This window comes from Elusimicrobiota bacterium, from assembly GCA_028718185.1.
GTDB lineage: Bacteria > Elusimicrobiota > UBA8919 > UBA8919 > UBA8919 > JAQUMH01.
This window is the reverse complement of sequence record JAQUMH010000011.1, coordinates 47,452-62,506: the sequence shown is the minus strand read 5'-3', so window position 1 is coordinate 62,506 and position 15,055 is coordinate 47,452. Positions and strand designations below refer to the sequence as shown.

General features: G+C 35.7%; 12 protein-coding genes. All 12 read left to right on the top strand.

From position 1 onward, the window contains the following. Window positions 1–34 precede the first annotated feature (34 nt). The 12 genes from PHE88_10740 (at window position 35) to PHE88_10685 (ending at window position 15,054) form a co-directional block, all read left to right on the top strand. Entirely contained in the window at window positions 35–1,657 is a 1,623-nt protein-coding gene (locus PHE88_10740; protein ID MDD5688296.1) for an FGGY-family carbohydrate kinase, read from the top strand. Window positions 1,658–1,673: 16 nt separating this feature from the next. Next, window positions 1,674–2,792 (top strand): TIM barrel protein, encoded by a 1,119-nt coding sequence (locus PHE88_10735; protein MDD5688295.1) that lies wholly within the window; start codon window positions 1,674–1,676, stop codon window positions 2,790–2,792. Between the two features lie 210 nt (window positions 2,793–3,002). Then, a complete protein-coding gene (locus PHE88_10730; GenBank protein MDD5688294.1) occupies window positions 3,003–3,758 on the top strand; it encodes a sugar phosphate isomerase/epimerase in 756 nt (251 codons plus the stop codon). Continuing rightward, entirely contained in the window at window positions 3,755–4,855 is a 1,101-nt protein-coding gene (locus tag PHE88_10725) for a Gfo/Idh/MocA family oxidoreductase (protein ID MDD5688293.1), read from the top strand. Before PHE88_10730 ends, PHE88_10725 begins: the two co-directional genes overlap by 4 nt. Before the next feature lie 32 nt (window positions 4,856–4,887). Next, entirely contained in the window at window positions 4,888–6,069 is a 1,182-nt protein-coding gene (locus PHE88_10720) for a Gfo/Idh/MocA family oxidoreductase (GenBank protein ID MDD5688292.1), read from the top strand. A gap of 237 nt (window positions 6,070–6,306) precedes the next feature. Continuing rightward, complete coding sequence (locus PHE88_10715) at window positions 6,307–7,068, top strand: SDR family NAD(P)-dependent oxidoreductase (GenBank protein ID MDD5688291.1); 762 nt, start codon at window positions 6,307–6,309, stop codon at window positions 7,066–7,068. A 28-nt stretch (window positions 7,069–7,096) separates the two neighbouring features. After that, entirely contained in the window at window positions 7,097–9,208 is a 2,112-nt protein-coding gene (locus PHE88_10710; protein MDD5688290.1) for a beta-galactosidase, read from the top strand. A 195-nt stretch (window positions 9,209–9,403) separates the two neighbouring features. After that, window positions 9,404–10,042, top strand: a complete 639-nt coding sequence (locus tag PHE88_10705) for a corrinoid protein (GenBank protein MDD5688289.1) — start codon at window positions 9,404–9,406, stop codon at window positions 10,040–10,042. Between the two features lie 230 nt (window positions 10,043–10,272). Then, the gene (locus tag PHE88_10700) at window positions 10,273–11,415 is read left to right on the top strand and encodes a uroporphyrinogen decarboxylase family protein (GenBank protein MDD5688288.1); all 1,143 of its coding nucleotides are present in this window, start codon (window positions 10,273–10,275) and stop codon (window positions 11,413–11,415) included. Between the two features lie 124 nt (window positions 11,416–11,539). Next, a complete protein-coding gene (locus tag PHE88_10695; GenBank protein MDD5688287.1) occupies window positions 11,540–12,529 on the top strand; it encodes a glycoside hydrolase family 130 protein in 990 nt (329 codons plus the stop codon). A gap of 13 nt (window positions 12,530–12,542) precedes the next feature. Next, window positions 12,543–13,781 (top strand): hypothetical protein, encoded by a 1,239-nt coding sequence (locus PHE88_10690; GenBank protein MDD5688286.1) that lies wholly within the window; start codon window positions 12,543–12,545, stop codon window positions 13,779–13,781. A 193-nt stretch (window positions 13,782–13,974) separates the two neighbouring features. Further along, window positions 13,975–15,054 (top strand): Gfo/Idh/MocA family oxidoreductase, encoded by a 1,080-nt coding sequence (locus PHE88_10685; protein MDD5688285.1) that lies wholly within the window; start codon window positions 13,975–13,977, stop codon window positions 15,052–15,054. The last annotated feature ends 1 nt before the right edge of the window (window position 15,055 follow it).

Below are 15,055 nucleotides of genomic sequence, written 5' to 3'. Positions count from 1 at the left end.
TCGCTATATTATGTGTAGGTATTATAGAAACATTATGAGTAAAAATGTATATTCTTTGGGAATAGAATTCAGCACTCAATCTGTGAAAATCGTTATACTTGATGTAAACGAAGGAGATATTATTTATACATCAAAATTTGATTACGATAATGCTTTTCCTAAGTATAAGACGGTTGGTGGTGTGCTTGCTTCACCTGTTCCTGAAACAAATCATACATCACCATTAATGCTCATTGAAGCATTGGATTATTCCTTCAAAAACATAATCAAAAATAGAATAAGATTATCTGAAATACATATTATCAAAATAGACGCAATGCAACATTGTACAATATATACAAACCATTTTTTTAAAGATAGAATTAAATCATTGAATCCGGAAAAAGAGTTAACAGAGCAAATACAATTTACACTTTCAAGAAATACGGTACCGATATGGGAAGACAGGAGTCCTGTTGAAGAAACAAAAATTTTAACAGAAATGTTTAAAGGTAGAAGAGGAATATCTTATATTACAGGTAATAAAGCAGAATTAAGATTTCCAGCTGCACAAATAATAAAATGGGCAAAGAAATTTCCTAAAGAATACAATGAAACGACAAATATATTTTTATTAAGTGCATTTATAACATCTATTTTAGCAGGAAAAATAGTACCAGTAGATACAGGTGACGGATGGGGAACAAATTTAAATAACATAAACATTAATAAACCTCAATGGAGCAAACAAGTATTACAAGAAATTAATTTGTATTTGAATAAGCTAGGATTATCTACATCTTTGGAAGAAAAAATCGGAAATATAACTCATTACGATACTAAAGTAGGAAAAATTAGTAGTTATTTTGTAAAAAAATATGGTGTTAATTCAAAGGCAATAATATTGGCAGGAACAGGAGACAATCCGGCAACATTATCAGGTTCTGGCGGTAACATTGTTGTTTCTTTAGGTAGTAGTTATACAGTAAACGGTATTATGAAAAAAATAAAATATTCACTAAATGGTGAATACAACATATTTGGATATACAAAAGGAACAGCAATGGCATTAAGTTGTATTACTAATGGTGGAAAAGTACATAACCACTTTTTAAAAAAATATATTATTAAATCTTTAGATACAGGGATAAGGGACTCTGTGTGGAAAGAATACATAAAAAAAGCAGGAAGACCTGTTTTATCAAAACAGGAGAAACTTATGCTGCCTTATTTAATGAGTGAATCAGTCCCTTTATGCAAGCAAGGTATCATAAGAGACGGATTTAATGAAGACTACCCTGAAACAAATATACGAGCATTACATATTTCACAGATTTTATCATTGCGACTGCATTCCACACATTTAAATAAAGTTAATAGTATTTGCATAGTAGGAGGTGGGTCTAGAAATACATTTTTGAGACAACTAATAAGTGATATTTTTAATGCTGATAGCTATACAATAAAAAACTCAAACTACGCGGCACCGATAGGATGTGCTATAAGTGGTGCAAAAGTTTTATTAAGAACTTCTTATAAAAAATCTACAGACATATTCGTGCAGAAAGATAAATCTACATTTTTAAAACCAATAAAAGAAAATGCACCAAACATAGAAATATTACTCAAAAGATATGCAAAATTAGAACAAAACCATACAGCCAAATTGCCTGTTTAAAGAGGTAACAATTATTATGTATAAATTGATAGATCTTTCTTACCAAAAAAAGATTCGTAGCAAGGAAGAGTTAATAAAACACATGAGGAGTTTTAAGTTGAAATTAAATCTTTCAGTTGGTATCTGGTATTTTACACCTGGTGGGGGAAGATTTCATGATAGATATGTAGAAGAAAAAAATATAAAAGAAAGGTTAAAAATGGCGGAAGAACTTGCAGATTATGGAGTTAAAGGAATAGAAGCTCATTTTCCAGCAGAAGTAAACAGGGATAACTTACATCTTTACAAAAAACTGGAAAAAGATACCGGGATACGACTCGTTGGAATACCTTTTTCGCATTTTTTTGATAAAGATTTTGAATTTGGGTCACTTTCAAATCCTGATAAAAAAACAAGAGAAAAAGCTATCAAAATAGCTGCTGACGGTTTAAAATTAGTAAAAGAAACCGGTGCTAATTGTGCTATTTCCTGGCCTGGAATAGATGGATATATGTATTCGTTAGGTACAAACTATTATTGGATGTGGAACAATTTTGAAGAATCAGTGGCTGCATCTATGGATGAAACTCCGGGAATAAGGGTAGCTATTGAACCTAAACCATATGAGCCTGCCCCAAACAATATTTATAGAACAACTGCTGAAGGCATTCTTGCAGCACAAAGAATTGAAAGTAAACTTAAAAATCCCGAAAACAAAAAATTACTAAAACAAGGATATACTCTAGTAGGACTTAATCCTGAAATAGGTCATGTGCGAATGGGATATGAAGACGCTCCTTCTGCATATTCGCTATCTGCTTTCGAAGGAAGACTTGCTCATACACATTTCAACAGTCAACCGTTAGGTAATTATGACCAAGACTTAAACGTAGGCGTTGTTGAATGGCAAAACACAGAAGCTTTACTATATGCGTTAAAAATGATAGGATATAAAGAGTTTCTAGGTATAGATATTAATCCTGAACATATGCCGGTAAAAAAAGCAATAGAGATTAATTCAAAAGTATTAAATATTATGAATGAAAGAATAGAAAAATTGCCTCATGAAAGAATTATTGACTGTTATCTTAATCCCTCAAAAAACCGGGGTGAATTAGAAACAATTTTATTAGAATCAATGAAAGGAAACAGATAATAAATTAAAAGAAAAGACAGGGATTAGGAGACTATGAGATTGAGAGACTAAGTAAAACCCTAATATCTGCCCACCAAAGATTTAGTGACGGGTCTTAATCTCCATTTTCCTAATCTAAGAATCTACATTACACATTGTTTTATAGCCGAGCAGATTAGGAAATATAAGAACGTTAGAAAATAAGAACAGTCTTTACTGGAGGATAAAAACATGATAAACATAGCATTGCAACTTTGGTCAGTTCGTGAAGATTGTGCCCGTAACCTGCCTGAAACTCTAAAATCCATTGCAAAGATGGGTTATACGGGTGTTGAATTCGCGGGGTATTACGAAAAAACTGCCAAAGAATTAAAAAAAATATTGGACGACGTTGGATTGAAAGCTGTAGGAACACATTTGGCTATTGACCCATTGCTTGGAGATGAACTAAAAAAAACAGTTGAATTCAATCATGTTATCGGTAACAAATATTTAATAGTTGCCGGATTAAAAGAAGAAAGAAGTTGTTCAAAACCAGCCTGGCTTGAAACAGCAAAACTAATGAACGAAATCTCGGGAAAGGTGAAACCCGAAAAAATGCGTATAGGATATCATAATCACGCGAATGAATTTAAGCATATGAATGGCGAATTACCATGGGATATTTTCTTTAAAGCTGCTAACCCCGATATAATAATGCAGCTGGATGCAGGTAACGCAATGATGGGCGGAGTCAGTGCAGATGGATTACTGGACATACTAAATCGTTATCCGGACCGTGCTGTTACCGTACATCTAAAAGATTATTTAGCCAAGGATGAAAAAGTACTATTGGGAGAAGGCGAAGCAAATATAAAAAAATTTATATCACTTTGCGAAACCCATGGTAAGACGGAATGGTATATTGTAGAGCAATCAAGGTATGCCTTTACGCCAATGGAATGTGTTGAACGTTGTATTAATAACTTAAAAACATTATTAAAATGAAAAAAATAAAAGTTGGTATTATTGGTGTGGGACAAATCGGAAAGAATCATTTAGAAACTTATAAAAACATTCCTGGTGTGGAAATAGTTGCAATAGCGGATGTAAATGAAGAAGAATGCAAACGTGTATCTAAAATCCACAACATCCCTTATATCTATACTGACTTCAGGAAACTGCTCAAACGGGGTGATATTGATGCAATTGATGTATGCTTGCATAATAATTTTCACATGCCGGTTACCGTAGCATCTCTTGAATCCGGCAAACATGTCTACTGTGAAAAACCAATGGCAGGTTCGTATAGAGATGCTTTCACCATGTTAAAAACCGCAAGGGATAATAAACTTAAACTCAGCATCCAACTTGCCGGCATTTTCTTAGATGAAACCAAAGCAGCTAAAGTCCTTATAGATAAAGAACACCTTGGTAAAATTTACCATGCCCGCTCAACAGGGTATCGTCGTCGCGGCAGACCTTTTCTGGATGCAGGCGGGTCCAAGAACTTCGTAAGTAAAAAATATGCAGGTGGCGGTGCATTATTTGATATGGGTGTCTACCATATCTCCGCTTTATTATACCTCATGGGTAATCCTGAAGTATCGAGTATTTCAGGAAAAACATACAGGGAAATTGATGTTGATTCTGCACGTAAAAAACAGAGCGGATACGATGTAGAAGAATTAGGCTTGGGTTTCGTTAAATTCAATAAGAACATTACTATGGATATTATAGAATCCTGGGCGATACATCTTAACGTTTTTGAAGGTTCATCTATTGTTGGTAATAGAGGCGGTATCAGATTACAACCTTTTGGTTTTTATAGGAATCTTGGTGATTTTGAATTGAATAGCACTGCTGATATGTACATGCTTAATCGCCGCTGGCATTCTTTTAATAAAAACGCTGATGCCTATGATAATTCGCAGCAACATTGGATTGCTGCATTACAAGGACGTGTAAAACTATTGCCTACAGCAGAACTTGCACTTAACACAATGCTTATATCCGAAGGAATTTATATTTCAGATAAACTCGGCAGAGAAGTTACTGCTGACGAAGTGATTAAAAAATCCAAATCGACGGCAGTTAGATTATAAAATTTCCGCGAAAATATAGATTTAACAATCTCATGAATACTAAAAAAAGAAAATTACATATGGGTATGGTAGGCGGAAGTCTTGAAGCTTTTATCGGTGAGGTTCACAGAAAAGCGGCAAGATTAGACGGCAAAATAGATATAGTTTCGGGTGTATTTTCATCTAATCCCGAAAAATCAAAAAAAACAGGTGAAGCGTTAAATCTTGACAGTAAAAGAATATATAAAAACTTTGAGGAAATGGCAGAAAAAGAATCTAAATTGCCTGAAAATGAACGCATAGATTTCGTATCTATTGTAACTCCAAATCATCTTCATTTTGCACCCGCAAAATTGTTCCTTGAATCTGGTTTTCATGTAATATGTGACAAACCACTCGCATTCAATTTAAAAGAAGGACTTGATTTAAAAAAAATAGTAAAATCGTCAGGAAAAGTATTTGCCTTAACCCATAATTATACCGGTTATCCTATGGTTAAACAAGCACGTCATATGGTTAGAAATAATGAGTTAGGTAAAGTTTTAAAAATTATTGTTGAATATCCTCAAGGCTGGCTCATAAAAACTATTGAAAAAGAAGGACAAAAACAGGCTTTATGGCGTACCGACCCTAAACAATCCGGTATATCAGCCTGCATGGGTGACATTGGAACACACTGTGAAAATCTCGCTTCGTATATTACAGGACTTGAACTTGAAAGCGTTTGTGCTGACTTAACCATATTTATGCAAGGTCGTAAACTTGATGACGACGGTAATGTTCTATTGCGTTATAAAGGCGGTGCTAAAGGTGTCCTTCATGCATCACAAATATCTTTTGGTGAAGAGAATGGTTTAAATATACGTATATATTGTGAAAAAGGACGTTTATATTGGAAACAAGAAATTCCACAATATCTTTATGTTCAAAAAGAAGGAACGCCTCTTATGCTGTATTCAACCGGAAGCAGTTATTTATGCGAAGCTGCAAAGCGTGGAACAAGATTGCCTTCAGGACACCCGGAAGCGTTTATTGAAGCATTTGCAAATATTTATATAAATGCAACAGATACTATGCGGGCAATAGATGCAGGAATAAGACCCACCGAATTAGAAAAAGATTTTCCGACTGTAGATGACGGAGTTAATGGTCTATCATTTGTTAAAGCTGCTGTAGAAAACGGTTTTAATGACAAGATTAAATGGACAAAAATCAGAGATGTTTATAAAATCTGATGTAAAATCAAAATACAATTTAGATTGCTTCGGCTACACCCCGCAATGACAACTTTGCTGGTCATTGCGAACAGCCGTTTCGTGAAGCAATCTCATAACATTGAAATTTTTATACAACAAAAAAGTCTCTCAACAAAACCACTAAAATGATTCGTAAAATTGCTTTTTATTTATAAATTTAATATAATTAAATAATCCGTGTAATCGGTTTTTTAATCTGCGTAGTCAGTGTTTCTTATGTCTTCTAAAAATATTTTTGAAAATAAAGTTGTAATTGTTACGGGTGCGGCTGCCGGTATGGGCGAGGCAATAGCAATTGCATTTGCAGAAAAAAATGCAAAAGTGGTTGCTTGTGACTTGAATCTTGCCGATGTAGAAAAAGTAGCAGAAAAAATTAAAAAATCAGGCAATGAATGTATTGCTGTTCCGTCCAACGTAACAAAAGAACCGGATATTGATTCTCTGGTTAAAACCACGTTAAAACATTACAAAAAAATAGACATTCTTATCAATAACGCCGGTATTTTATTCCCGACTAAAATCGAACATATAAGTGAGAAAGAGTGGGATTCGGTTATTAATGTCAATTTAAAAGGTGTCTTCCTCTGTTCGAAAGCAGTACTTCCTGTAATGAAAAAAAACAAATACGGCAGGATAATCAACATGTCGTCGTCTGCAGGTAAAAACATCAGTACTTTAGGGGGCGCCCACTATACTGCATCAAAAGCGGGAGTACTTGGCTTTACACGTCACTGCGCAAAAGAATATGCTGAATATAATATTACAATTAACGCAGTTTGCCCGGGACTTATCGACACCGAAATGGTAAGGAAAAATGTAACAACAGAACGGCTTGATAATTATATAAAATCGTTCCCAATTCACCGTTTGGGTACACCCGAAGAAGTTGCATCATTAGTACTTTTTCTGGCATCAGATGAAGCTTCTTACATTACCGGTTGTTCGCTTGATATTAACGGCGGCGACCTTATGATATAAAATAGACTGATAAGGAAGATATTCACAAATGAATCTTGGAGTACAATATTATAGAGCGCCTTTCCCTGAAGAAAAATATTGGGAAAAAGATTTTGAACAAATTAAAAACTCAGGACTAAATACAGTCCAACTTTGGGCAATCTGGGCGTGGATTGAATCTAAACCGGGAAAATTCTGCTTTGATGACTATGACCGTTTAATTGAACTCGCCAGGAAAAACAATTTGGGAGTTATCATCAGCACTATTGCCGAGATACATCCCTATTGGATCCACACTGAAGTTCCAAACAGTGAAATGATAGATCATATGGGTAGAAGAGTTGTTTCTTCCAACCGGTCGGAATGTCACTTCGGACTCACTCCCGGCGGATGTTTTGACCATCCTGAAGTTTGGAACAGAATGCAATGTTTTCTAAGTGAAGTAGTTAAAAGATACCGCTCTGCCGATAATCTCAGAGGGTGGGATTCATGGAACGAATTGCGATGGAATGTCCAATCTGACGGACTTGTCTGTTTTTGTGATTATACTTTAGATACTTTTAGAAAATGGCTTGAAAATAAATATAATAGTCTTGATGAATTGAACAGGGTTTGGAAACGCCGTTATGGTTCTTTTAGTGAAATTTACCCGGGAAAACTTCCGGGACGACCATATACGGAAATGATGGCTTTTGAACATTTTATTACTTGGCGTGCAAATCAGCATGGAAAAAACCGTTATGATACAATAAAATCATTGGATCCTAAACACGTTGTTACAGCTCATGGTGAATCTTCCAGTATTTTGATGGGAGGAAGTTCAGGTAACCATTCGATAAACAGAGGGAATGACTGGTTTTTTGCAGATGATATGGATGGAATCGGATGTTCCAGTTTTCCCAAATGGTTTAATTTAGATGATGCGGATTTTGGTATGCGCATAGAATTTGTTAAATCAGCTGCCCGCGATAAACTTGTCTGGTTAAGTGAAATTCAGGGTGGGAGGGTAGCAACAGGATTTGAACCTTATGAATCGGTAGAAGCAATTTCTCAACAACGGTGGATTTGGAATGGTGTAGCATGCGGTGCTGATACCCTTCTTTTTTGGTGTTGGCGCGATGAAGTTTTTGGATATGAATCGTCCGGTTTTGGTATTTCAGGCGATGATGGACTGGCACAAGAGCGACTTTCTGCAATGAAAGAAACAGGAAAAATACTTGAAAAATACAAAAACTTAATACTTAATTATAAACCTGCCAAACAGGAAGTAGGAATAATGTTCAGTCCCCAGTCTTATTATCTGAACTGGGCGCTGGAAGGCAACTCAAATCTATGTATGGACGCTATCCATGGCTACGCCCGTAGTTTAGTCCGAAAATCCATACCATACATAGCCGTTGAAGAAGAACATCTAAATGTTTTATCGGATTTAAAAATACTTTTTATGCCGCATAATATTGTCACTGATGAAACTACTGAAGAAATACTTATTAAATTTGTAAAAAATGGGGGTACTCTTGTTTGTGAATCAGAATGTGGTTCTTTTAATTCACAGGGCTTGTATAGATACCCGGTAAATCGTTTCACTTCTAAAATAAGTGGTACTAATGAAACAGGGCGTCGGATTTTTACTACTAATTATATTAAGACGAACATTGCTGACAATAAACTAAAATTAGGTGTAACCCAGTGGCTAACACCATGGCAAAAAAAAGAAAAAGCGGGAAAAGTATTAGCAGAAAACAAAGAAGGAGTTTTAATATATGAAATTCCTATTGAAAAAGGAAAACTAGTTCTTTGCGGTTCTTATTTTGGAAATTCATATTTACAAAACCGGTCAGCTGACTTTGAAAGATTTATAGAACTACTATCAATTGAAGCAGGATATAATCCTGAAATCCAGGTAATTTCGCCGACTCCTAAAAAAAATTCGTTTGTGTATATAAAAAGCGGAGAATCATTAGGCAAGAAGGTAGTTTTTGTTTTCTTTCCAAAGGATAGTAAAACAACACATTTAAGATTTAGCAAAAACTTTTTTCATGGTAAAAAAATAAAAGATATTATCACTGAAAATAATATACCATTATCTAATACTCCAAAAGGTCAGGAAATAAAAATAAATGCATCAAAATTAAAGTTATCAATTTTAACAGAAATTTAATATTTTTTTATAATCGATAAGATTATATAGCATAAAAACATGTGAACATGTGAACACAAGTCTATGCGCGGAGGTCGGAGCCACTGCACCGACTTAATTATTTTGGAGTTCCCCACTGGAAACCCAAAATAATAATACATGATCCCGAAGAATTGAGGGAAACACGTGAACAGTTTTTAAGGGGGGGTTACATTTATGGTAAATCTGCAGGAAGTAGCAGACAATTTGATTAAAGGGCAGGCGGCAAAGGTAAAGGAATTGGTTCAACAGGCGGTAAATGACGGTGTAGAACCGGGCAAGGTTTTAAAGGAAGGGTTAATCGCCGGAATGAATGTAGTTGGCACAAAGTTCAAAGCGAACGAGTTCTATATCCCGGAAGTCCTGATAGCGGCACGTGCCATGCATGCCGGAATGAACATACTCAAACCATTATTAGCTAAAGCAGGTGCAAAATCAGCAGGAAAATTTGCTGTCGGAACGGTAAAAGGCGATTTACACGATATAGGTAAGAATCTTGTTGCAATGATGATGGAAGGAGCAGGATTTGAAGTAATAGACTTGGGTATAGATGTTCCGCCGGAAAAGTTTGTGGAAGCTGTGAAACAGCAAAACATACAGGTATTAGGTATGTCCGCTCTTTTAACCACAACCATGCCTACAATGAAAAACACTATTGAAGCATTACATCAGGCAGGATTAAAGGGCAAAGTAAAGACAGTAATAGGCGGAGCGCCGATAACTCAGAACTATGCCAATGAAATAGGTGCTGACGGTTACGCCCCTGATGCTGCCTCTGCTGTTGATATAGTAAAAGGACTTATGGGTAAAGCGTAAAAAATATATTTTTGTCATACTTATCCCATTATAAGTGATTGTTGAAAAAATCCCCAGATGTCATTGCGAGGAGTCACGCTGTAAGCGGGACGACGAAGCAATCTCGCCCGTCGAATAGATTGCCGCGCTCCCGTTGGTCGCTCGCAATGACCAGCAAAGAGGATTTTTCAGCAATCTCCATAAAGGGAGAAGAATTTCGCCACACGAATTATAGATGATGGAGCAAAAAAATGAATTCGAAAGAAAGAATGCTTGCTGCAATGTTTAACAAGAAAGCTGATATGGTACCTGTAGCACCGGATATCTCTAATATGATACCTTGCAAACTGACAGGTAAGCCTTTTTGGGATATCTATCTCTATGAAAATCCATCGTTATGGAAAGCATATATTGATGCAGTGAAACATTTTGGATTTGACGGCTGGGCTTGTATTTATATCTACCTTGCAGATGAAAAACAAGCTCCGCCTGAATATAAAAGAGGAACTGTAATAGTTTCTAAGTCAGATGAAAGAATTATAACCAGAGGCTATAAAGAAAAAGAAAAGAATAAAAAAGAATGGTCAGAATTTGTCACCGTTTATTATAAAGGTGATCCTCCGTCATATTTAAAGGCTTCTAAAATCGATATGCAGTTACCACCGGAAAAATTTCTTCCAATTGAAGGAGTACAACCACGAAAAAATGGTATCGAATATTTAAAAGAAGTTAAAGAATATATGGGAAATGACGGGGTAGTAGGCGTAAGTGTAGATGTCCCTGCATTAAGTAACCCTGAAGGTGCAAACTTTTCTATTTATGATTATTATGACCGGTATGACGAAGTAAAGGAATGGGCATTAAAGACAGAGGACGAAACCGTTAAAGGATTAAAAAAATTACTTGCAGCAGAAGTTAAACCGGACTATATTTTAATAGGCATTTCAGGACTTTTAATATTTAACACACCGAAAATAGTTCGGGAACTTACTTTGTCAAGCTTTAAAAAAATCACCAAAATGTGTAAAGAAGCAGGCATTCCAAGCCAGATTCACTGCTGCGGTCCGGAGAAGGCGCTTATAGAAATGTGTGCAGAAGAAACAGATTTAAATAGCATTAACCCTTTAGAAATTCCTCCTATGGGAGATTGCATTCTTAAAGAAATAAAAGAAAAATTCGGCAAAAAACTTTCTTTAATGGGCAACCTTCACACAACAGAAGTAATGTTGAAAGGTTCTACCAAGATTGTAGAAGATGCAGCAAAAAAAGCTATTGATGATGCAGCAGAAGACGGTGGATTCATTCTTTCAACAGGCGACCAATGTGGAAGAGACACACCCGAAGAAAACATATTCAAAATGATAGAAGTAGCACGCACATACGGAAAATATTAAAGCAGATTATTATTTAAATCATTCAAAGATTAGAAATTTCAATGTAGTCGCAGACCCTCGGTCTTCTGAAGTAGTAGCTGCAAAGCGATAGCTTTGCTTAAGTTATAAAAAGGAGATAATCAATATGCCCAAAAAACAAACAATTATCGGACCGTCTTTACCAAATATTCCATGGGAAGAAAAACCAAAAAGCTGTAAAGACGTAGTTTGGCGTTCAACTCTTAATCCCATCATAACACGTGATGCCGTGCCAAGAGCAAGCACTATTTTTAACAGTGCTGTCATTCCATATAAAGGTGCCTTTGCAGGGGTCTTCCGTTGTGATTCCAAAAGTTATGAAGAATGTCTACACTTCGGTAAAAGTAAAGATGGTTTTAAATGGGATATAAATCCTGAACCCATTAAGTTAATCACCGGCGATCCGGACCTTGAGCAAGAAGGGACCGGATACGATCCGCGTGTCTGTTGGTTAGAAGATAGATATTATATAACATGGTGCAACTCTTATTACGGACCAACAATCGGAGTGGCACATACAACCGATTTTAAAAAATATTATCAATTAGAAAACGCTTTTTTACCGTTTAATCGCAATGGCGTTTTATTTCCAAGAAAAATTAACAATAAATACGCTATGCTGAGTCGTCCCAGCGGTCCGGGTCATAATACATTTGGGAATATTTTTTACAGTGAGAGTCCTGATATGAACTATTGGGGCAAACACCGGTTAGTTATGAAAACCAAACCTGGCTGGCAATGTGCAAAAATCGGAGCAGGTCCGATTCCCATTGAAACTACTGAAGGTTGGCTTTTAATTTATCACGGAGTAAGAATAACATGCAACGGATTTATTTATTGTGCAGGAGCTGCTTTACTAGACATTGATAAACCATGGAAAACTCTTTACAGAACCGGTCCCTATATAATGGCTCCCTGGGAAATATATGAATGTGCCGGAGACGTCCCAAACGTTGTTTTTCCATGTTCAACATTATCTGATGCCCCGACAGGCCGTATCGCTATATATTACGGTGCAGCCGATACTACAACATGTCTCGCTTATACACAAGTAGACACCCTGATTGACTATATAAAATCAAATTCTATTAAATAAATTTAAGATATTTATGTCCAAAACAAATAAGGAAGATATTCAAATCCTAAGAGACTTAGCAAAGCAATACGCAGAAATTTGCGCAAATCCAATTCAGGAAGAAAAACGTAAACTATGGAGTGACCATTTTAGTTTAAAAAAAACTCGTCCGCCTATATTGGTTTCTTTTGGAATGTGGAACCTTTGGTGCAGAGAAGTTTTTGCAGATAAAGCAATGAAATGCAAGGACTCTTTCTACCGCAATCGTGAAAGAATACTTCGTTTGAAACTCTTTCACAATTCTATAGGAGATGATTGTGTTTTTGAGCCTTGGATTACTCTCGATGCCTCTCGAGGACTATGGAAAGAAGAATGGGGAGTAAAAGTTGATAGACACACCTCATCTTTAGATGGTGGTGCTTGTAAATATGATCCTCCGATAAAAGATTGGAGCGATGTTAAAAAACTTAAAGCACTACATCCCCAAGTTTATGAAAAAGATACAAAAATAAGATATTCAAAACTTTACGATGCAATTGGTGATATTTTAACTATTGATGTAAGCAGGGACCCTATTTATTTCGGTTTTGGAGCAGATATTTCTACCGATTTAGGTAAATTACGCGGTATTGAAACATTTATGCTGGATATGTACGAAAGTCCCAAGGAATTACATAATCTTTTGGCTTTTATGAGAGATGGAATCTTAACCAATAACCAGGAAGCAGAAGATGCCGGTCATTATTCTCTAACTTTGCATAGTAACCAGGCTATGCCATATGTAAACGAGTTGTCCTGGCCAAAACCCAATACACCTTGCAAGCGGAAAGATCTCTGGGCTTTCTTTGCAGCACAAGAGTTTACTCTAGTATCCCCGGAATTTCATGATGAATTTTTATTTCAGTATCAAATACCTATTATGGAGAAATACGGTCTTGTTCATTATGGTTGTTGTGAAGACCTGACCAGAAAGATAGGCATGCTTAGAAAATTAAAGAACCTGCGCAGTATCGCTGTAACGCCTGTCGCAAATTTAAATAAATGTGTCGAGCAAATAGGTAATGATTATGTAGTCTCGTGGCGGCCAAATCCAACAGATATGGTTTGTGCAAGCTGGGATGAAAACCAAATAAAAAAGATTATAGATGATGGAAAAGAATCTTGCAAGAACAACATTTATCATATTCTTTTGAAAGATGTGGAAACATGTCAGGGAGAACCGGACAGATTAGCTCGCTGGATAAAAATAGTTAGAAATATTGTTGAAAAATAATCTATGCGCGGAAGTCGGATCCACAGGACCGACTGAGCACATGATCCCGAAAAATTGAGGGAAACACAAGAATGATGTCCAATGTCCTAAGTTAAGAAATAAAGGTATGTAGTTTGTAAAGTTTTAATCTTAACCCTATAACGCAATAACCCTAAAACCCTATAACTCTAATGCACATTACACAAATAAATATATGACTGCAAAAAAAATAAAAATTGCAATCGTTGGTACTGGTGGTATGGCACATTATCATGCTAATATTTTTAAGACTATTAAAGATTGTATTATCACTGCATGTTGTGATATTAACCGGGAACGTGCGGAAAATTACGCAAAAGAATTTGGAATTAATAAAGTATATACTGACTATAAAAAAATGCTTAATGAATGTCAGGATATTAATGCTGTTGTAGTTGCAACTTCAGATGCATTCCATGCAACGGTAAGTATTGCATCATTCAAAGCCGGAAAACATGTGTTTTGTGAAAAACCAATCAGCACAAATATTTCAGACACAATAAAAATGATTGAGGCATCAAAAAAATCTAATAAAATAAACATGATTAATTTTGGATACCGTTGTTCTTCTGCTGCAATAAAAGCTGCTGAATTGTTAAAGGAAGGCAAATTAGGGGAAATAAAGCACATAGAAGCAAGTTATCTTCAATCGTGGGTTGCACTGGCAAAACCGGAAGATTTGGACGGTAATTGGAGATTGAGTAAGAAGTTAGGTGGAACTGGAGTTCTTGGCGATATAGGTTGTCATATTCTTGATTTAACGACTTTTGTTGCAGGAGATATATCCAAAATACGATGCACGCTTAAAACCCATAAAATACCTAATTTAAAAAATAATGTTGCAGGAAAAACGGTGTTGGATGCGAATACATCTGCATTTATTTTAGGAGAGTTCAAAAACGGTGCTTTAGGAATAATTCATGCTACCCAGTTTGCTACCGGACATGCAAACAGTTTGAGATTAAGAGTTTATGGGAGTTTAGGAGCAGTTGAAGTTGACCTTGATACTTCATATACTGACCTTAAGGTATTTTTTTGCAAGAAAAATCAGGAGAAATGGGGAGATATGAAATGGAATTTTATACACTGTGGTAAAATAACAGATAATCAAAACAAATTTATAATATCAATAAAAACAGGAAAACAGCACTCCCCAACCTTTGAAGATGGATTTAAAATACAGAAATATCTTGATGCTTGTTTTAAATCAGATAAAAACAACGGCAAACCTGTGAACTTATATTTAGGGAGTTAAA